Raw genomic sequence first — 18,598 nt, 5'->3', positions numbered from 1 at the left:
ATTTACTAGAAAAATAACTACTTTTACTCATCGTTTTTTTTGTTTTGCAACTCTAAATTACGATAAGTTTTAAGAAGCCATTAATTTGGCTTCTTTTTTATTTATTTTTTATCGGACAACATTGAATGGTAATATATAATTGTAAAATAATTCCAAAATGGAAAAAATAAATCTAGAGTATTTAAAAACTAACTTGATTGAAGATGAGTTTGAAATTGAGCAATTTTGGATTGATATTCGAAAAGAAATATATAAAATTGAAGAAGACCATTCTCTTGTATATTTCAATATTCGTAGAGGTCACGCTTCTGCTTACATTGGGGAATATGCTGGTGTGTTTTTTCAAATTCTTATAACAGTATTACCACTAACAGATGCAACTTTATCTATTTGGGAAAAAATTTACAATCATATAAAATTAAAAAGAGAAAAAGGAAAAGTTTTGAGAGTTCTTAATTTAGCACTACTTGAAAATTTATGTAAATTTGATTTAATTAATAGTAAAGGAGTTAGGAACGCAGATATTACAAAATCTGAAAAATTAGTTGACAAAGATATTGAAGGTTATGATTCTGATTTGGATTTTCCTTATGAAGAAACGCTGGACAAAGTGAATTGTGCTCTAATAGTATTTGAAAATAAAAAATATCTATATGAGTATACGATTGCATCAGACGGAGAAATTACAAGTTATAATAGAAAAGAAAAGTAAGACATATGAATTTAGTTTTTTTACCCAAAGATCTTTCTGAGAAGTTACTTCATTATGAATTTTCAGAAATTGATTCTGCTGAACTTGAAGAAATTCTTGATGAACTCAAACAAATTGATGACAAATTAGTAATCTCTGACGTAAATTTTGGAAAAGGTGCTGATTGGATTCTTTTACTTGCTGTTTTAAGCTCAATTACTTACGTAATTACAATTGGTGATAAATTAGAGAAAGGAATTGATGGTTGGATTAAAATAGGAAAAAGATTATCTAACATTTTCAAAAATAGTGATAGAGTATATTTAGACGAGGAAGGAGCAAAAATTATCGCGATAACACATATGTCGAAAAAGTATGAGTTAAAGAGCATTTCATTAATTGATAGTCATACAACTTATTTAGTTGATTTCTCAAGTTGGTTTAGTCAAAGGAAACCAGAGTGCTTTACTTCAAAACCTTTTAATATATACATTTTCACTTTCAATGTAAATGAAGAAAGGACTCTAATTTTGAATATTAAATCAAATGTTGAAGTAATTGAAATACTAGACATAGAAAATGAAATGCTTCAGTTGCCTTTTTAATAAAAATAAGTAAAAAAATAATTATTAAAATGGACGATTTAGGAATAGATGTACGCAAAGAAGTCTTAACTAGCTCTCTTATTTTTGAAAGCACACTTACTTCATTTCTCGGAACTTTTTTAAATATTAAGGATTATAAAAATTCTAGATCCATTGGTAATAGAAGTGGAAGTTTATCATTTAATCAAAAAGTTGATTTGATTATAGATATTGGTGAACTTAATTTAGAAGAGAGAAATAAGTTTATCACTTTTATGGAAATTCGAAATCAATTTATGCATAATGCCGACGCCAAGACATATATTGACTGTTTTAGTTTTATTGATGGGAAGGAAAAATTCATTTTAAAATTGTATCCTCAACCAGAAGAGTTAACACGTGAACAAAAGTTACAAAATGCGACCATTGAATTAGCTGGCAATATTATGATTTTGACATTAACACTTATTAGATCAATTAAAAAGAAATTGAATCGAGATTATTCATTAGAAGTTTTAGAAAAATCCCAAGAAGCAATGAGAATTTCAATGGCAGAACTAAGAGATGAACTAAACGTAGAATTTGAATTATCAAAAGATGAGAAAATAGGATATGTAGTAAGCAAAAAGTTTTATGAAAAATATAGAAAAGTATTTTGGGATTTAATAAAAAAATAGGTAGTAGTTATTAATAATAAGCTAATGCTTAAAGATAGTCAAGAATCTTTCTTTTTCTTAATTTCGATCGTTCTATTATAAAAAAACTTTCTATAAATCGCTATAAATTCTAGCATCGAACTTAGAGATATTATTTCAAACATCAATCCGTGTTCAAAACCTTCCTCCATAAAACAAAAAACCAAAATCCTTCAACACAAAATCAAAACCCTTTTGATTGTACTGTTGTTGGTTGGTTATTATTTTTGTTTGCCACGAACGCTTTTCAACGAACCGTATTCCACCGTTATCGAAAGCAAAGAAGGTAATTTATTAGGAGCCAAAATCGCTCACTCTCAGAAGTCTCTGGATTCGTAGTTAATTTCCTATTACAAATACTCCCAAAAATTCCCCGAATGAATCACAATGTTTTTTGGTTCCAGTATTATTTTATAAAGCATTATTCATTTTCCAACTCAATCGATTTCCAACTTTTTACTGAGCCGATAGTTCTTTTTTGGTCAAACAAACCGGTATGCACAAGGGTTTTGCTTTCAATTAATTCGGGCTTTAATTTTTCAAAATAGGTTAATCCTTTAAACATATCTTGCATAATGGTTTCGGTAGCTTTTATTTCAACAAGATTTAGCTTTTCTGTTTTTTGCCATATGAAATCTACTTCGTGACCCACAGCATCTCGCCAAAACCAAACATCCCGAAGTAAATTGTTGTGGTAATTTTTTTTAATAAATTCGCTAATCACATAATTTTCAAACAAATTGCCTTTTTGCGAGCTTAGTTTTACACTATCTGCGTCCGTAATTTTTAAAAGAAAGCACAATAACCCGGTATCATAAAAGTAGAGTTTTGAACTTTTGGTAATCCGTTTATTAAAATTTGAAAAATAGGGTTGAAGTTGATATACAATATAACTGCTTTCTAAAACAGAAACCCACGATTTTGCCGTTGGTTGCGAAATGCCACATTCATTTGCCAATGAATTTAGATTAAGCAACTGTCCGGCTCTTGCAGCACAAAGCGAAAGAAAGTTTCTAAACTGTTTTAAATCATTTACCTGAATAAGTTCAGACAAATCCCGTTCAACATACGTTTGTATATAATTGGAATAGAATACGTTTGAAGGAATTTTTCGGTCATAAATTGCCGGATAGAATCCTTTTTGTAGGTTGACTGCATAATCTTCATTTAACCAGTTAGCTTCTTCCATTTCGGTTATGTCAAATGGTAATAATTTGAATAATGCCACTCTTCCAGCCAAACTCTGTGTGATATTTTGCATCAAATGAAAATTTTGTGAACCGGATAAAATATATTGTCCCATCACTTTATCTTCATCTACTTTGGTTTGTAAGTATGAAAATAAATGCGGAACACGTTGCACTTCATCAAAAATGACATACTTGTTATATTGTTTCAAAAATCCATTTGGATCTTCTATCGCATAATTCCTAATGTCCGGATTTTCTAAATTAACATACTCATAATCTGAAAATTGAGATTTTAAAAATGTTGTCTTTCCTGATTGTCTCGGGCCGGTTAAAGCCAGTATGGGATATTTATTTTTGTAAATATCCATTTCGATTTTAAGTACTCTTTTTGTGCTCATTTTCATTAGATTATAATGCAAATATATAATTAATTTTGAAAATGCATTATATATTACTTTGAAAATACACTATATACAACTTTGAAATTACACTATATATTACTTTGAAAATACACGATTTTGAAATTCGAAAACTATATAAAAGTTCTTTGAAATCGCACCAAAATCTTTTACAAATACTCCCAAAAATTCCCTGAATGAATCGCAATCGTTTCTTTTGGATGATACTGTTCAGTGAATGACTTGGTGAATCGGACTTGCTTTTTAGGATTGTATTTGATTTCGTAGGCTGTAATTTCGTTTTCCAGTAGTTCTAAAAAGTCAATTTCAGCTTTTTGCGTGTTTCGCCAATAATGAGTTTTGCCATAAAAACCGGAGTAACTCAATTTTTTGATGCGTTCGCTAATGAAGAAATTTTCAAACAAAGCACCAACATCCTGCCGATTTTGTAATGGATTAAATTGACCAATAATCGCATTTCGGATGCCATTGTCATAAAAATAAATTTTTGGTTTCGCAGTTATTTCATTTCGCTGATTGGTTGAATAGGGATGTAATCGGAAAATCACAAATACTTTTTCCAATAAATCAATGTAATTCACTACGGTAGCTCGATCAACGCCCAATATTTTAGCCAGTTCATTATAGGAAACCTCGCTTCCCACTTGAAGAGCTAAAGCGTTGAGTAACTTCATCAGCAAGTCGGGTTTTTTAATATTAGCTAATTCTAAAATGTCTTTGTATAAATAACTTCCGGCTAATTCCAATAAGATTTTTTGCTTTTTGGTTTCAGTAACCACTTCGGGATATAAACCGTATATCAAGAACTCTTCCAATCGATTATGGGCAACCGCAAAACTGTAATGCTTACTCACTTCATGCCAACTCAACGGAAAAAGTTGATGTTCCCATTTTCTTCCGGTGAGTGGTTCATTGATTTCGTTACCTAAATCTAATGAAGAAGATCCTGTCAAAATAAATTGTTTATCTAATTTGGCATCAATGAGCATTTTTGTGGTAATGCCAATATTTTCAATACGTTGAGCTTCGTCAATCACAATAACATCATAATCGGCCACCGTGTTTTTGAGAAATGTAAAATTAGCATTCGAAAATTGTAATCGGGTTTGAGGGTCGTCGCCATTTAAAAACAATACTTTTTTGCCTTCTACAAGATTTTGAATTAAAGTGGTTTTTCCAACTTGACGCGGTCCAAGTAGCACAATGGCTTTCTTTTTGTCCCAATCTTCGAGTATATTTTGATGTAAATCTCTATTTATCATAAGCACAAAAGTAACAAATAAATCGTTACAAACACAAAAAAATATAATATTTTAGGGTTATAACCACAAAATATTATAATATTTTAGGATTACAACCACAAAAAATTACATATTATAAAAAGGGAAGAAATGATTTTACAACAATAAAATCTGTAAATTTACCGTTAATCCTGTACCATTTTATACGTATATTTCAGTGTTCAAACCCTTCCTCCATAAAGTAAAAACCAAAATCCTCCAACATAAAATTAAATTCATTTTGATTTTAGTATTGTTGATTGGCTATTATTTTTGCTTGCCACGAGCACTTTTTAATGAACCGTATTCTGTTACCCTAAGTTTTTCTATTATGTTTAAGCAATCAATACCTTACTAAAATAGCCTATTTGATTGACTTTATTTTTTGTAAATTTGACATACTAATTGAATAAAAACCATGTCAGAAAGTTCTCTTATCATTTATCAAACCGAAGACGGAAAAACAAAAATTGAAACCCGACTTGAAGACGAATCGGTTTGGCTGACTCAAGCTCAAATGGCTGAACTATTCCAAAAAGGCAGAACTACTATCACTGAACACTTAAAAAATATTTTTGAAGAGGGAGAGTTAGAGGAAGGTTCAGTATGTCGGAATTTCCGACATACTGCCACAGACGGTAAAAATTATATGACAACTTTCTACAACTTAGATGTGATTATTTCTGTTGGTTACAGGGTGAAAAGTCATCAAGGCACAAAGTTCAGGCAGTGGGCAACCGCCAGATTAAAAGAATACATTGTGAAAGGATTTACTATGAACGATGAACTTTTAAAGCAAGCCGGCGGAGGCAATTATTTTGATGAATTGTTAGCTCGCATTCGCGATATTCGTTCATCTGAAAAAGTGTTCTTGAGAAAAGTTCTTGACATTTATGCAACTAGTATTGACTACGACCCAAAATTAGCATTATCGGTTCATTTCTTTCAAGCAGTACAGAATAAAATGCATTGGGCAGCCCATGGAAATACAGCGGCTGAAATTATTTTTAAACGAATTGATGCTCAAAAACCAAATTTAGGATTGACAACGTTTAAAGGTGAAACGCCAACTAAGCAAGAATCGGAGATTGCTAAAAATTACTTGACAGAAAATGAATTAAATATTCTGAACAGAATGGTAACAGCTTATCTAGAACTTGCGGAATTACAAGCATTGAACCAAAAACCAATGTATATGAAAGATTGGATTGAACGTTTAGACGATTTCTTAAAAATGACAGGAAATGAGGTTTTGCAACATGCAGGAACAATTAGTCATGAGCAAGCTTTGAAAAAGGCTAATGAAGAATATAAAAAGTTTAAAGAGATTAATCAACAAATCCTTTCTAAAGCGGAAGAAGATTTTTTAAAGCAATTGGAAACTACCGGAAAGCAGATTGAAATCAAAAAGGGGAGAAAAAAAGATTAAATAAAATTGTCTTTGAAGATATTTAACTCAAAAACTAAACTTATCTCCGTGCTCAAACCCTTCCTCCATAAAGTAAAAACCAAAATCCTCCAACACAAAATCAAATCCATTTTGATTTTGTTCTTGTTGATTGGTTATTATTTTTGTTTACCACGAACGCTTTTTAACGAGCCCTATTCCACCGTTATCGAAAGCAAAGAAGGTAATTTGTTAGGAGCCAAAATTGCAAGAGATGGACAATGGCGGTTTCCGGCGGCGGATAGTGTGCCGGAGAAATTTCAACAGTGTATCATCGCTTTTGAAGACCAACATTTTTATTATCATCCGGGTTTTAATCCGATTTCGATGTGGAATGCCTTTCAGCAAAACCGCAAAGCCAACAGAGTGGTTCGAGGTGGAAGTACGTTAACCCAACAAGTCATTCGCCTTTCCCGAAAAGGACAAACCCGAACTTATTTTGAAAAAGTCATCGAAGTGGTTTTGGCAACTCGCTTAGAATTTCGTCATTCTAAAAAGGATATTTTACGGTTATATGCTGCTCACGCTCCGTTTGGCAGCAATGTGGTGGGTTTAGAAATGGCTTCTTGGCGGTATTTTGGCGTGCAATCGCATCAGTTATCGTGGGCAGAGACAGCTACTTTAGCCGTTTTACCGAATGCTCCAAGCCTAATTTATCCCGGAAAAAACCAACAACGATTACTCGAAAAACGCAATCGATTGTTGCAAAAGTTGTATGAAAATAAGGTATTGGATCAACTTTCATACGAAATGGCATTGCAGGAACCGTTACTGCAAAAACCTTATGATTTACCACAAATGGCTCCACATTTATTGCAACGCACGGCCAAAAAGCAAGAAGGTCAAAAAGTGAAAACCACTATCGATTTTGCGTTGCAAGAACGCTTGAATCAAATTGCTCAAAATTATTATTATCAATACAAACAAAATGAAGTCTATAACTTAGCCATTTTGGTGGTGGATGTGGAAACCCGAAACATTGTGGGTTATGTTGGAAACGCTCCCACTGATAAAAACCACCAAAAAGATGTCGATGTTATTTCGGCACCGCGAAGTTCGGGAAGTATTTTGAAACCGTTGCTTTTTGCCGGTATGTTGGATGAAGGCGAATTGTTACCCAATACGCTGGTTCCTGATATTCCAACCCAAATTTCAGGCTACACTCCACAAAATTTTAATTTGACCTATGATGGTGCGGTTTCGGCACGACGGGCTTTATCACGTTCGTTGAATATTCCGTCGGTGTTGATGTTGCAGGATTTTGGCGTGTATCGGTTTTATGATCAATTGCAACAATACGGTTTTACGACCATGAATCGGCATCCGAATCATTATGGGTTGTCGCTCATTTTAGGAGGAGCAGAAACTAATTTGTGGGATTTGTGTAAAACGTATGCCGGACTAACCGGAACATTAAATCAATATCCAAAAAACAATTTTCAATACCGTAAAAATGAATTTTCGGAGTTAAATTATGTGGCTGAAAATAAAATTGATTTCGGAAAATTATCCTATCAAAAAAACATCGTAGGAGCCGGTTCCATTTATTTAACCTATGAAGCCATGAAAGAAGTCAATCGACCCGAAGGCGATGAAGCGTGGCGTTTTTACGATTCGTCATTACCAATCGCTTGGAAAACCGGAACGAGTTTTGGTAATCGGGATGCGTGGGCGGTTGGAACGAGTAAAAAATATGTTGTTGGAATTTGGGTGGGTAACGCCACCGGAGAAGGTCGTCCGTTGCTCACAGGTGTAAGTCATGCTGCTCCGATTTTGTTTGATGTGTTCAATTTATTACCGCGAAGCAATTGGTTTGAAAAGCCATTGAACAACATGCAACAAGCCGAAGTTTGTGCTAAAAGTGGTTATTTAGCCAATGAAAATTGTCCGAAAAGCAAGCAATGGATTCCAGTTACAGCCAAACAAACGGAACAATGTGCGTATCACAAACTAATCCATTTAGACAAAACGGAACAATTTCGGGTGAACAGCAGCTGCGAAAATGTCGACAAAATGGTTGCTAAATCATGGTTTGTGTTGCCTCCTGTTATGGAATGGTATTATAAAAGTAAAAACATGGATTACTGGGTGTTGCCGCCATTTCGTTCGGATTGTGAGGACAATCAAACGCCTTTTATGGATTTTATTTATCCCAAAACGAACAGTAAACTTTACTTAACCAAAAATTTTGACAGCGAAGTACAACCGATTGTTTTAAAAGTAGCTCATTCGCAACCCAACATCAAATTGTATTGGTATGTGAACAATACGTATTTAGGAATCACACAAAACTTTCACGATATGCCGTTGAAATCGACTTCCGGCATTCATTACATAACGGTGGTAGATGAAAATGGTGGGGAGATTAAGCGGAAGATCGAGTTGGTTAGTGAGGATTAAGTTTAATCAAGATTAAATTCCAACGAAAAAGAATGCAACTGTTGTTCTACCGTTCCAATAATTTTTCTTGAAAATCTCTCATTGGTTATAAAAAAATCAATGCCATTGGTGGTGCTGACAGCTTCAATTTGATAGAATGGTAATTTGAGTTTAATCTTTCTTTGATTGGCTTTTTTAAAGTTAAAATCCTTTAAATCCGAAATTAAGAAGATAAATGGCTTTAATTTTTTTGTATGTCCGCACAGAGCGATGAGGTTTTTTTCATTTACAAAAGTGGCTCCGGTAATTAATCCCTGAACCTTCAAAGTTGTGATGTATCCAGCAGTATAATTTCCGGCTGTTTTGGGTAAACGATACACAGCAGATTGATTCCCATTCCATTGCTTGGTAAACAAAATTAATTCATTTTCGGTAGCAATAAACGCCTCACAATCAAAGTCGGTTGTATTGCTTTTTTGTTTCGAAAAATCAGTTTGTTCAGGATATGAAAAAGTGATTTTTTCAATTTTCGGATTGTCAAATAATGAATCTTTTGCGATTTTGTAAATGGTTAAATCAGTTCGATTTCCCCTTGAATTATTCCCAAAATCACCTAAATAAAAGTGGGTTTTGTCTTGTGTGAGTTCTTCCCAGTCTTTGTTTTAATACCATTTAATTCTATCTTTTTTGTGATAAAACCCTTTTTGTCCAATTGATAAAGATTCAAATCTGTATCATCGTTATGCGTATAAAAATGATTTTCCCACTCCACTAAACCTGAAGTTTCGTTCAATGAATCACTTAAAATAGACGGATTGAAATCTTTTATTTTTAATCGTTTATAACAACAACTTCCATCATTTTCAATAGCATTCGCTTTGTAATTTTTAGCCAAAATATCCGTGCAACCCGATTGTGCTGAGGTTTTGGTTTGGAAAATAATCCAAATTATAAAGAGGAATAACAATTGTGTTTTCATAGGATAAAATTTTTTTTACCTCCCCCCAACACCCTCCAAAGGAGTGGGAGACGAGACGGTGAAAATCTTTATCAATTATCAGTTTTTATGAAATCAAAAAATAAACACTTCTTGATACAAACTCATAATTGGTGCAAATTCGTGAAATTCGTGGCAAAAACCAATAATAATCATAGGCAAAACCCCAAAAAAAAACGCCCACCAAAAGGCAGACGTTTATCTTTAATCTTTAATTACATTACCATCTTTGTCAAAAAAATGATATTGTAAGAACGTGTAAGCATCACGAGGTATAATTTTCACCCATTTTTTATGTTCAAAAAACCATTTTGAACGTAATGATGGAAAACCTTTGGTTAGGTAGGCTGCCACAAAAGGATGGGCGTTTAGCACCAATTTTTTGTGGTCTTTTAGTCGTTCAACATCGAGAGAAATTTTATCAATCACTTGAATTGGAGCATCTATTTCTCCAGTTCCGTTGTTTGGATCTTCTTCTCTTGTTTTAATGTTAACTTCCGGTCTTACGCGTTGTCGTGTGATTTGGATTAATCCAAACTTACTTGGCGGTAAGATTTTGTGTTTGGCTTTGTCATCGCTCATTTCCTCTCGCAAGAAATCAAAAAGCACTTTCCGGTTTTCGGGATTTTGCATATCGATAAAATCGACTACAATAATTCCGCCCATGTCTCGCAAACGCAATTGTCGGGCAACTTCTGCCGCAGCAATCATGTTTACTTCCAAGGCTGTGTCTTCTTGATTTTGAGCTTTATTGGAACGGTTTCCGCTGTTCACATCAATAACGTGAAGAGCTTCGGTGTGTTCAATAATTAAATATGCTCCTTTGCTCATCGATACCGTTCTGCCAAAAGACGTTTTGATTTGTCTTTCTATATGGTATTTTTCAAAGATGGGCAATTCTTTCGATTGGTATAACTTAACAATAGATACTTTTGAGGGATCAATTTCTTCAATTGATTCCTTGGTTTGCTCAAACAACTCTTCATCGTCGATGTAAATTCCGGTGAAGGAATCATTAAATACGTCTCTAAGGATGGATGAAGCTCTGTTCATTTCACTTAAAACTTTTGACGGATGATGAGCCGTTGGTAATTTTTTACACATGGCAGTCCATTTACTGAGTAAATTCTGCATGTCTTGGTCTAGTTCGGCTATTTTTTTGCCTTCTGCTACTGTGCGAACAATAACACCAAATCCTTTTGGTTTGATAGATTGTACAAGTTTCTTTAAACGGTCTTTTTCTTCTTTCGATTCTATTTTTTGAGAAACAGAAACGCGATCTGAAAATGGAACCAGAACGATATATCTTCCGGCCAATGACAGCTCAGAGCTAATTCTTGGACCTTTGGTTGAAATAGGTTCTTTAACGATTTGTACTAAAACCGACTGATTGGCACTCAACACATCGGTGATGATACCGTCTTTGTCGATTTCTTTTTCAAACTGAAAGTTTTTAAGGGAGAAATCTTTTTGTTTACCTGTGCTTACAAGTTTTGTGAACTTCAACATCGAAGCTAAGTTAGGTCCTAAATCGTGATAATGTAAAAAGGCATCTTTTTCAAAACCTAAATTTACAAAAGCCGCATTAAGTCCCGGAACCGGTTTTCTTATTTTGGCAATAAAAATATCACCCACCTGAAAACCGCTCTTTTGCTCTTCTTCTTTGTGTAATTCTACTAGTTTTCCATCTTTTAATAAGGCAAAATCTACAGCTTCAGAACCTGACCTGATGATCAACTCTTTATTCACGTTGTAAATTTTTATCCGAACAATTTAGTTGTCGGTTAACTGTTGTCAGTTAACGGTAAAACCCGCAACTCACAACTTGTAACCAATCAACCTTACGTAAGGATGGATTAAACAATATTTTAAACAGGTAGTTTGTACCCGGTGAAACAGTTATTGTTTTTTACTGTTTCATTTCAAAGAACTTTTTGTAAAAGAAAAAAGTAGTTTAGAACTACTTTTTCTTTTTGTGACGGTTAGCTCTCGCTCTTTTCTTACGTTTGTGCGTCGCTACCTTATGTCTTTTTCTCTTTTTTCCACTTGGCATAGTGTGATCTTTTTGGTATTAATAAATGATTTATACTGCTACTTCAGTGTTGGTTTTCACACCTTCTACAAATACTTTTGCAGGTTTGAATGCCGGAATGTTGTGAGCAGGAATTTTAATTGTTGTGTTTTTAGAAATGTTTCTTCCTGTTTTTTCAGCTCTTGTTTTGATGATAAAACTTCCAAAACCTCTTAAGTAAACATTGTCTCCAGTTTCTAATGAGTTTTTAACTTCTTCCATAAAAGACTCTACTGTTGCTTGAACATCTCCTTTTTCAAGTCCTAATTTTTCTGAAATCTTCGCTACGATATCTGCTTTCGTCATTTTCTTGCGTATTTAATTTATGTGTAAATTTTTGAGAGTGCAAATATACAAATTAAAAAAACAAATATTCAAGCATAATTGATTAAAATTTAATTACATAAACTTATACTTTTGTTAACCAATTCAAATTTATGACTTTTTCTAATCGGCTTATCCAATGGTATTTAGAAAACAAACGCGATTTACCATGGCGAAACACCACCAATCCCTATCATATCTGGCTCTCAGAAATTATTTTGCAACAAACCCGAGTAGCACAAGGTTTACCTTATTATACAAAGTTCATACATGCTTTTCCAACCGTTTTTGATTTGGCCAAGGCTTCCGAAGAGCAAGTTTTAATGCTTTGGCAAGGATTAGGTTATTATTCCAGAGGTAGAAATTTGCATAAAACAGCTCAAATTATTGCTTTTGAGCTCAACGGAACCTTTCCGACAACCTATACAGAATTACTAAAATTAAAAGGAATCGGATCCTACACGGCAGCGGCCATTGCTTCATTCAGTCAAAAAGAAGTTGTTCCGGTGGTTGATGGCAATGTTTTTAGAGTCTTGGCTCGTTATTTTGATGTGGAAACCGATATTTCATCAGCTTCAGCCAAAAAAGAATTTACAGCTCTTGCCAATGAACTTATTGACAGCAAACAACCGGATGTATTTAATCAAGCTGTAATGGAATTTGGAGCTTTGCAATGTGTTCCTAAAAGCCCAAATTGTTCAATTTGTGTTTTTAATGATAGTTGTGCAGCATTACAAAAGAAAAAAGTAGATTTGCTTCCCGTTAAATTAAAAAAAACGAAAGTAACTGAACGGTTTTTTAATTATTTGGTTTTGGAAGATGAAAGTGGTCAATGCTTAATTCATCAACGAACAGCAAAAGGAATTTGGCATAATTTATATGAATTCCCTTTGCTTGAATCGGAAAAGGAACTCAACGAGAAAGAAGTAAAGGAAAAAATTTCCACCACCTCTTTTCTTACAAACGAATTAATCTCTTTAAAACCCTATGATGAGAAAAGCGTCCTACATATTTTATCTCATCAACGACTGAAAATCAGGTTTTGGGAACTAAAAGTAGAAGGGGAGCTTAAAAACGGACTATCAAAAGATGCTGTAAAAAAACTTCCTTTTCCCATCGTGATTTTTAATTTTATTGAAAAGAATTTCTAAACTGTTATTAAATTTGTAACTTTGATATAATCCAAAAACAACTCAAGAATATTATGAATGGAACTTTAAACAAAGTGATGTTAATTGGTCACTTAGGCGACGATGTAAAAATGCACTATTTTGAAGGGGGCAATTGTATAGGTAGATTTCCCTTGGCAACAAATGAAGTCTATATTAATAAAACAACCAACGAAAAATTAACTTCAACGGAATGGCATAACTTGGTGGTCCGAAACAAAGCTGCTGAAATATGCGAAAAATACCTTTCAAAAGGCGATAAGATTTACGTAGAAGGAAGAATTAAATCGAGACAATGGCAGGCAGAAGACGGTCAGACCAAATATACTACCGAAATTCAGGTAACTGAGTTTACTTTTTTAACCACTAAAAAAGAAACGGAATTGCACAAACAAAATCAAGATTCAAATAAAAACACTAATTTTGACAGCCACGGTGTGAGAAATTCAGATAATGACGATCTACCGTATTAATGTATAACCAATTTTTAACCATTTGGACGCTGACCCCGCGAGTTTTCCGGAAATAATTAATACAAGTTTACTCTTTGGAGTGCTTGGAATTATAATCTTGTTGTTTTTTTCTGCACTTGCATCAGGTGCCGAAGTAGCTCTTTTCTCGCTTTCTCAAAAGGATATTGATGATGCCATAGAACAAAATGAAACAAAGGGAAATTTAATTTCTAATCTTTTAAAAAGACCTAAAAAATTGTTGGCTACTTTACTAATAGCCAACAATTTCATTAATATCGGAATCGTAATCATCTTTTCGTTTATTAAAAATGATTTGTTGGGAACAATTTATCCTGAATGGTTACAATTTGTCATTGAAGTCGTTTTAGTTACTTTTTTAATCTTACTCTTCGGCGAAATTTTACCAAAAGTCTATGCCAATCGAAACAATATCAAATTTGCCAAAATGGTGGCACAACCAATACATTTTCTCAATGTATTCTTGTCACCTATCAATATGCCAATGCGTGCTGCAACGATCTATTTTGAAAACAAACTGGGCAAACAAAAGACCAATATTTCAGTTAATCAATTGTCGCAGGCGTTGGAGCTTACTTCTTCGGATGACACTTCTCAGGAAGAGCAAAAAATACTGGAAGGTATCGTTTCCTTCGGAAATACCGATACCAGCCAAGTTATGAGTCCAAGAATTGATGTGTTTGGTTTGGAGATTGAAGAAACATTTAAAGAAATTTTAACCAAAATTTTAGACAAAGGTTATTCCAGAATTCCGGTTTACCGAGACAATATAGATCAGGTAGAAGGCGTTTTGTATGTAAAAGATTTGTTACCACACATTGATAAAGCCGATTTTAATTGGATAACCTTACTTAGAGAGCCGTTTTTTGTGCCCGAAAATAAAAAGTTAGACAATTTATTGAAAGATTTTCAAGGGATGAAAAACCATTTGGCCATTGTGGTGGATGAATACGGTGGAACATCCGGAGTAATCACGCTGGAAGATATTATCGAAGAAATTGTGGGCGATATTAGCGATGAATTTGATGACGAAAATATCAACTATTCGCAAATTGACGATAAAAATTTTCTTTTTGAAGGGAAGATAAACCTGAAAGATTTTTACAGAATTGTGGATGTTGATGAAGATTTATTTGAAGATAAAAAAGGCGAAGCCGAAACCTTAGCCGGATTTATTTTAGAAATTATTGGAACGTTTCCCAAAAAAGGACAAAAAATAAGTTTTGATAAATGTTTGTTCACGATTGAATCGGTGGACAAAAAACGTGTTAAACAAATTAAAGTTACTTTAGATGCCTAAATCGTTTGTATATATTGGATTCCTAATTTTATCCTTCATTTTTTTTGGATGCAAAGAAGACGTTTTGCCAAAACCTTCCGCACAATTGCGATTGGATTATGAAATGGCCAATTACATGCAGTTTGATAGTCCGTGCGACTTTATTTTTGATCATAATACAGAAACAAAAGTAAACGTGAAAGACAATTGCGATGTCACCATTCAATATCCAAAAATGAAAGCAACGGTTTATTTAACGTATCGAAAAGTGGATAAAAACATCGATGAATTATTAAAAGATGCTCAAAAACTTACCTATGAACACGTCATTAAAGCTGATGATATTGTAGAAACACCTTTTATTAACACGAAAGATAAAGTCTATGGGATGTTTTATCAAGTGGGAGGAAATGCTGCTACCAATACGCAATTTTACTTAACCGACAGTGTTCAACATTTTGTGACCGGCTCGGTCTATTTTTATGCAAAACCCAATTTTGATTCGATTATGCCGGCGGCGAGTTATATTAAAGATGATATGCAAACGTTAATGGAGACAATGCGGTGGAAGAAATCTAATTAATTATCCTTTTGCAAATCATTATAATTCATTTCTAGTATTTCAAGAATTTTCATAAGATGATCTGCCTTAAGTTTTACTTTGCCATTTTCTATTTTGGCATAATGACTTTGCGAGATGCCAAGTCTTTCAGACATATATTCTTGAGTGTAATTTTTTTTGTATCGATTATCTCGAATTTTAATTAATACTTTTTCTTGCATGGCTTTAAATTAAAAACATTAAGCAATTTTTTTAGGACTTAAATTTGTTTGGTTTTTCAAAAATAAATAAAAAAGATTATCAGTCATAAGTTTACTCTTTAAATTTTAGTCAGAAATTGACTAGTTTTAGTCAAAAACTGACTTAGGTTTTATGATTCAACCTTGTAATATTGTACTTAATAACTTTTAATTTTTATTTTTATGAAAAAATTTATGTTTAGTGCTATCGCAATGATGGCATTTTCGGTGAGTAGTATTGGGAATACTATTGAGTTAACTTCTGACAATTTAGAAGTTCAAGTTAATTCAAATACTTTTGAGTTAGATGAAGAAAACCTTAGTGTAATACCATTTTTATCTCGCTGTGAAATAGTATTTTTTGGAACTATGGCTATAGCTCAAGAACAAGGGTTCACCCCTAAACAAGCTCATGCTATTGCTTATGCAGCATTTGCCGCTTGTGATGAAATAGAACAAAATTAACTTTATAATTTCCAGCAACTTTTTTAGTTGCTGGAATATTTTAGCATTATGAAACAAATATTTTTATATATAATTTTCTTTTTAAGTATATCATCATTTTCTCAAGAAAAGAATTATACCATTCGTTATACGTTGTTTTTTTCAGAACAAGATGAGTCAGGTGGCAGCGAGTACAAAAAAATTATGGCAGGTGTTTACAAAAAGAGCGGACAAGTTAATTATAATCTGTATGTAAGAGATTCGCTATCCTATTTTATTGCGGAAGACGGTATAGACAACTCTAAACTATCATATCAATTAGCCTTAACAAAACCATTATATAGCATGCCTTTATTTACAAATTTCAATAAAAAAGAAATAGTTTGTAAAAACAGTCCGAACTTTATTTTTTTTGACAAAGATCAATTCCTAATTAAAAGAGATTTTATTTATAATTGGGAAATTCAATCAGAAACTAAAGTAATTGACGAAAAATTGTGCTATAAAGCTATTTCAAAAGGAAATTATTATTACCACAGTAAGGGAAGAAAAGTTTATTTTGATGTAATCGCTTGGTTTTGCCCCGAAATTCCCATAAACGCTGGTCCGGTTTACTTCAATAATTTACCGGGTTTAATACTTGAAATATCGTATTTAGACATCAAATTAGTAGCAACCTCCATTAAATTTGATGTTGATGAAAAATTAATTAAACAACCTAATGGTAAACAAAAAGTTAGTTATGATGAATATAATAAGTTTCAAGAAGAAATGGTTAGCGAAAAAACAAAAGAATATAACGAACAAATGCGTATTAAAGAATAGCTTGAATTAATTTTAATGTTAAACTATTTAATTATAATTTTTCTGTATATAAATTCTCTAGTAAGTTTTTCTCAATCACTCACAGGAACAATTTCAGACACCCTAAAGAATCCCCTTGAGAGTGCCAATGTTATCGCAAAGCCTATACAAGAAAAACAAATTTAAAATTAAAATAATCGCTAATAAAACATAATAAATTTATAATCTTAAACTATTTTGTAAGATACAATTTTTTTATACTGATTTTCAATTGTATAATTGTTTAACATAAACATGTTTGTAATACTATTAAAGTTAAATAATTGTTAATTTATAAGAAAAAGTTGTAAGAATCATTTTTTTTTTTTTGCAACTTTATCTCGGTTAACCAAAAAATTAGTTTTAACTTTAAATTTTAAAAAAATGAAAAAATTTATGTTTAGTGCTATCGCAATGATGGCGTTTTCGGTGAGTAGTATGGGGAATACTATTGAGCTAACTTCTGACAATTTAGAAGTTCAAGTTAATTCAAATACTTTTGAATTAGATGAAGCAGAAGTTAGTGCCTTACGTTTTTTTTTAACAAGATGTGATGTTATTTTTATCAGAACTTTAGCTATTGCAATAGGAGAAGGTTTTAATGAAGAACAAGCTGGGAGTATAGCTATGGGTGCATTTAGAGCTTGTGATGAAGTAGAGCAAGGTTTAGGTAATTAATTTTTTAAAATGTCGGTAACTTTTTGGAGTTACCGACACCTTAAATCACATGAAAAATTTTTTAGTTTTAATAAGTATGTTTAGTTTTTTTATAGTTTTTTCTCAGGAAAAGAAATTTACTATCCAATATACTTTGTTTTTTGCCGAACAAGATGATTCAGGTAATAGTGAATATAAAAAAATCATGGCAGGTGTTTACAAAAAGAGTGGCCAGGTTAATTTTAATCTTTATGTAAAAGATTCATTGTCCTATTTTATTGCAGAAGATGGTATTGATAACTCTAATTTGTCATATCAGTTAGCTTTAACAAAACCATTATACAGCACGCCTCTATTTACAAATTTTAATAAAAAAGAGATAGTTTCTAAAAACAGTCCCAACTTTATTTTTTTTGACAAAAATCAATTTCTCATTAAAAGAGATTTTATTTCTAATTGGGAGATTCAATCGGAAACAAAAGTAATTGACGATAAGTTGTGCTATAAGGCTGTTTCAAAAGGAAATAATTACTATCATAGCAAAGGTAAGTTGATTAATTTTGATGTTACCGCTTGGTTTTGTCCTGAAATTCCGGTAAACGCTGGTCCGGTTTACTTTAATAATTTACCGGGTTTAATACTCGAAATTTCATACTTGGATGTTAAATTGGTTGCCACCTCAATTAAATTTGATGTTGATGAAAAACTAATTAAACAACCTACGGGAAAAGAGACTGTTAGTTATGAAGAATTTAATAAATTAAAGGAAGAAATGCTTGAAGAAAAAACAAAACAAATGAATGAACAAATGCGTACTAAAGAATAGCTTTATTTAAT

Annotated in this window: 20 protein-coding genes; 13 read left to right on the top strand and 7 right to left on the bottom strand. The window is 32.6% G+C overall.

Annotated elements, in window-relative coordinates:
- The first annotated feature begins 157 nt into the window (after positions 1-157).
- The 3 genes from ACIQ0M_RS09195 to ACIQ0M_RS09185 are packed head-to-tail and all read left to right on the top strand — an operon-like array spanning position 158 to position 1,952.
- Positions 158-712 carry a hypothetical protein gene (locus tag ACIQ0M_RS09195; RefSeq protein ID WP_396151554.1) on the top strand — a complete coding sequence of 185 codons (555 nt, stop codon included), beginning with the start codon at positions 158-160 and terminating at the stop codon, positions 710-712.
- A 5-nt stretch (positions 713-717) separates the two neighbouring features.
- Positions 718-1,296 carry a hypothetical protein gene (locus ACIQ0M_RS09190; protein WP_396151553.1) on the top strand — a complete coding sequence of 193 codons (579 nt, stop codon included), beginning with the start codon at positions 718-720 and terminating at the stop codon, positions 1,294-1,296.
- A 29-nt stretch (positions 1,297-1,325) separates the two neighbouring features.
- On the top strand, positions 1,326-1,952 hold the full coding sequence (locus tag ACIQ0M_RS09185; protein WP_396151552.1) for a hypothetical protein: 627 nt from the start codon (positions 1,326-1,328) through the stop codon (positions 1,950-1,952).
- A 439-nt stretch (positions 1,953-2,391) separates the two neighbouring features.
- Here ACIQ0M_RS09185 and ACIQ0M_RS09180 read toward each other — a convergent pair whose 3' ends face one another.
- The gene (locus tag ACIQ0M_RS09180) at positions 2,392-3,558 is read right to left on the bottom strand and encodes an ATP-binding protein (RefSeq protein WP_396151551.1); all 1,167 of its coding nucleotides are present in this window, start codon (positions 3,556-3,558) and stop codon (positions 2,392-2,394) included.
- Between the two features lie 170 nt (positions 3,559-3,728).
- A complete protein-coding gene (locus ACIQ0M_RS09175; protein ID WP_396151550.1) occupies positions 3,729-4,841 on the bottom strand; it encodes an ATP-binding protein in 1,113 nt (370 codons plus the stop codon).
- 436 nt (positions 4,842-5,277) lie between these two features.
- Between ACIQ0M_RS09175 and ACIQ0M_RS09170 the strand changes: the two genes are divergently transcribed.
- Both ACIQ0M_RS09170 and pbpC read left to right on the top strand, forming a co-directional pair.
- Positions 5,278-6,288, top strand: coding sequence for a virulence RhuM family protein (locus ACIQ0M_RS09170; RefSeq protein WP_396151549.1), 1,011 nt, complete (start codon positions 5,278-5,280; stop codon positions 6,286-6,288).
- Between the two features lie 48 nt (positions 6,289-6,336).
- Positions 6,337-8,706 carry a penicillin-binding protein 1C gene (gene pbpC, locus ACIQ0M_RS09165; protein ID WP_396151548.1) on the top strand — a complete coding sequence of 790 codons (2,370 nt, stop codon included), beginning with the start codon at positions 6,337-6,339 and terminating at the stop codon, positions 8,704-8,706.
- Positions 8,707-8,708: 2 nt separating this feature from the next.
- On the opposite strand, the gene ACIQ0M_RS09160 is transcribed toward pbpC, so the two are convergent.
- From ACIQ0M_RS09160 to ACIQ0M_RS09145, 4 genes are all read right to left on the bottom strand, one after another.
- Positions 8,709-9,101 (bottom strand): hypothetical protein, encoded by a 393-nt coding sequence (locus tag ACIQ0M_RS09160; protein ID WP_396151547.1) that lies wholly within the window; start codon positions 9,099-9,101, stop codon positions 8,709-8,711.
- A 197-nt stretch (positions 9,102-9,298) separates the two neighbouring features.
- On the bottom strand, positions 9,299-9,664 hold the full coding sequence (locus ACIQ0M_RS09155) for a hypothetical protein (protein ID WP_396151546.1): 366 nt from the start codon (positions 9,662-9,664) through the stop codon (positions 9,299-9,301).
- 222 nt (positions 9,665-9,886) lie between these two features.
- Positions 9,887-11,431, bottom strand: coding sequence for an Rne/Rng family ribonuclease (locus ACIQ0M_RS09150; protein WP_396151545.1), 1,545 nt, complete (start codon positions 11,429-11,431; stop codon positions 9,887-9,889).
- Between the two features lie 334 nt (positions 11,432-11,765).
- A complete protein-coding gene (locus ACIQ0M_RS09145; protein WP_112085891.1) occupies positions 11,766-12,059 on the bottom strand; it encodes an HU family DNA-binding protein in 294 nt (97 codons plus the stop codon).
- A gap of 131 nt (positions 12,060-12,190) precedes the next feature.
- On the opposite strand from ACIQ0M_RS09145, the gene mutY reads away from it, so the two are divergent.
- Genes mutY through gldD form a run of 4 tightly spaced genes read left to right on the top strand, consistent with a single transcriptional unit; the run spans position 12,191 to position 15,599 of the window.
- Complete coding sequence (gene mutY / locus ACIQ0M_RS09140; RefSeq protein ID WP_396151544.1) at positions 12,191-13,228, top strand: A/G-specific adenine glycosylase; 1,038 nt, start codon at positions 12,191-12,193, stop codon at positions 13,226-13,228.
- A gap of 53 nt (positions 13,229-13,281) precedes the next feature.
- Entirely contained in the window at positions 13,282-13,719 is a 438-nt protein-coding gene (locus ACIQ0M_RS09135; RefSeq protein WP_396151543.1) for a single-stranded DNA-binding protein, read from the top strand.
- 22 nt (positions 13,720-13,741) lie between these two features.
- Positions 13,742-15,037 carry a gliding motility-associated protein GldE gene (locus tag ACIQ0M_RS09130; protein WP_396151542.1) on the top strand — a complete coding sequence of 432 codons (1,296 nt, stop codon included), beginning with the start codon at positions 13,742-13,744 and terminating at the stop codon, positions 15,035-15,037.
- Positions 15,030-15,599, top strand: coding sequence for a gliding motility lipoprotein GldD (gene gldD / locus ACIQ0M_RS09125; protein ID WP_396151541.1), 570 nt, complete (start codon positions 15,030-15,032; stop codon positions 15,597-15,599). Before ACIQ0M_RS09130 ends, gldD begins: the two co-directional genes overlap by 8 nt.
- Here the strand turns inward: gldD and ACIQ0M_RS09120 are convergent.
- Positions 15,596-15,799, bottom strand: a complete 204-nt coding sequence (locus tag ACIQ0M_RS09120) for a helix-turn-helix domain-containing protein (RefSeq protein WP_396151540.1) — start codon at positions 15,797-15,799, stop codon at positions 15,596-15,598. The genes gldD and ACIQ0M_RS09120 overlap by 4 nt on opposite strands.
- Before the next feature lie 201 nt (positions 15,800-16,000).
- On the opposite strand from ACIQ0M_RS09120, the gene ACIQ0M_RS09115 reads away from it, so the two are divergent.
- From ACIQ0M_RS09115 to ACIQ0M_RS09100, 4 genes are all read left to right on the top strand, one after another.
- Entirely contained in the window at positions 16,001-16,282 is a 282-nt protein-coding gene (locus ACIQ0M_RS09115) for a hypothetical protein (protein ID WP_396151539.1), read from the top strand.
- 48 nt (positions 16,283-16,330) lie between these two features.
- Positions 16,331-17,086 (top strand): GLPGLI family protein, encoded by a 756-nt coding sequence (locus tag ACIQ0M_RS09110; RefSeq protein WP_396151538.1) that lies wholly within the window; start codon positions 16,331-16,333, stop codon positions 17,084-17,086.
- A gap of 402 nt (positions 17,087-17,488) precedes the next feature.
- On the top strand, positions 17,489-17,782 hold the full coding sequence (locus ACIQ0M_RS09105) for a hypothetical protein (protein ID WP_396151537.1): 294 nt from the start codon (positions 17,489-17,491) through the stop codon (positions 17,780-17,782).
- 49 nt (positions 17,783-17,831) lie between these two features.
- Positions 17,832-18,587: a GLPGLI family protein gene (locus ACIQ0M_RS09100; protein WP_396151536.1), complete on the top strand. Its 756-nt coding sequence runs from the start codon at positions 17,832-17,834 to the stop codon at positions 18,585-18,587.
- Positions 18,588-18,598 lie beyond the last annotated feature (11 nt).

Origin of the sequence: Flavobacterium sp. (assembly GCF_044339515.1) — a bacterium.
Classification (GTDB): Bacteria; Bacteroidota; Bacteroidia; order Flavobacteriales; family Flavobacteriaceae; genus Flavobacterium.
The sequence above is the reverse complement of the archived record's forward strand: the minus strand, read 5'-3'. Positions and strand labels throughout refer to the sequence as shown.

Coding starts and splice junctions, on each gene's coding strand:
- ACIQ0M_RS09110 (WP_396151538.1), top strand. CDS start 16,331: ATGAAACAAATATTTTTATATATAATTTTCTTTTTAAGTATATCATCA.
- gldD (WP_396151541.1), top strand. CDS start 15,030: ATGCCTAAATCGTTTGTATATATTGGATTCCTAATTTTATCCTTCATT.
- ACIQ0M_RS09135 (WP_396151543.1), top strand. CDS start 13,282: ATGAATGGAACTTTAAACAAAGTGATGTTAATTGGTCACTTAGGCGAC.
- ACIQ0M_RS09180 (WP_396151551.1), bottom strand. CDS start 3,558: ATGAGCACAAAAAGAGTACTTAAAATCGAAATGGATATTTACAAAAAT.
- ACIQ0M_RS09170 (WP_396151549.1), top strand. CDS start 5,278: ATGTCAGAAAGTTCTCTTATCATTTATCAAACCGAAGACGGAAAAACA.
- ACIQ0M_RS09115 (WP_396151539.1), top strand. CDS start 16,001: ATGAAAAAATTTATGTTTAGTGCTATCGCAATGATGGCATTTTCGGTG.
- ACIQ0M_RS09155 (WP_396151546.1), bottom strand. CDS start 9,664: ATGAAAACACAATTGTTATTCCTCTTTATAATTTGGATTATTTTCCAA.
- ACIQ0M_RS09195 (WP_396151554.1), top strand. CDS start 158: ATGGAAAAAATAAATCTAGAGTATTTAAAAACTAACTTGATTGAAGAT.
- ACIQ0M_RS09120 (WP_396151540.1), bottom strand. CDS start 15,799: ATGCAAGAAAAAGTATTAATTAAAATTCGAGATAATCGATACAAAAAA.
- ACIQ0M_RS09190 (WP_396151553.1), top strand. CDS start 718: ATGAATTTAGTTTTTTTACCCAAAGATCTTTCTGAGAAGTTACTTCAT.
- ACIQ0M_RS09100 (WP_396151536.1), top strand. CDS start 17,832: ATGAAAAATTTTTTAGTTTTAATAAGTATGTTTAGTTTTTTTATAGTT.
- ACIQ0M_RS09145 (WP_112085891.1), bottom strand. CDS start 12,059: ATGACGAAAGCAGATATCGTAGCGAAGATTTCAGAAAAATTAGGACTT.
- ACIQ0M_RS09175 (WP_396151550.1), bottom strand. CDS start 4,841: ATGATAAATAGAGATTTACATCAAAATATACTCGAAGATTGGGACAAA.
- ACIQ0M_RS09185 (WP_396151552.1), top strand. CDS start 1,326: ATGGACGATTTAGGAATAGATGTACGCAAAGAAGTCTTAACTAGCTCT.
- mutY (WP_396151544.1), top strand. CDS start 12,191: ATGACTTTTTCTAATCGGCTTATCCAATGGTATTTAGAAAACAAACGC.
- ACIQ0M_RS09105 (WP_396151537.1), top strand. CDS start 17,489: ATGAAAAAATTTATGTTTAGTGCTATCGCAATGATGGCGTTTTCGGTG.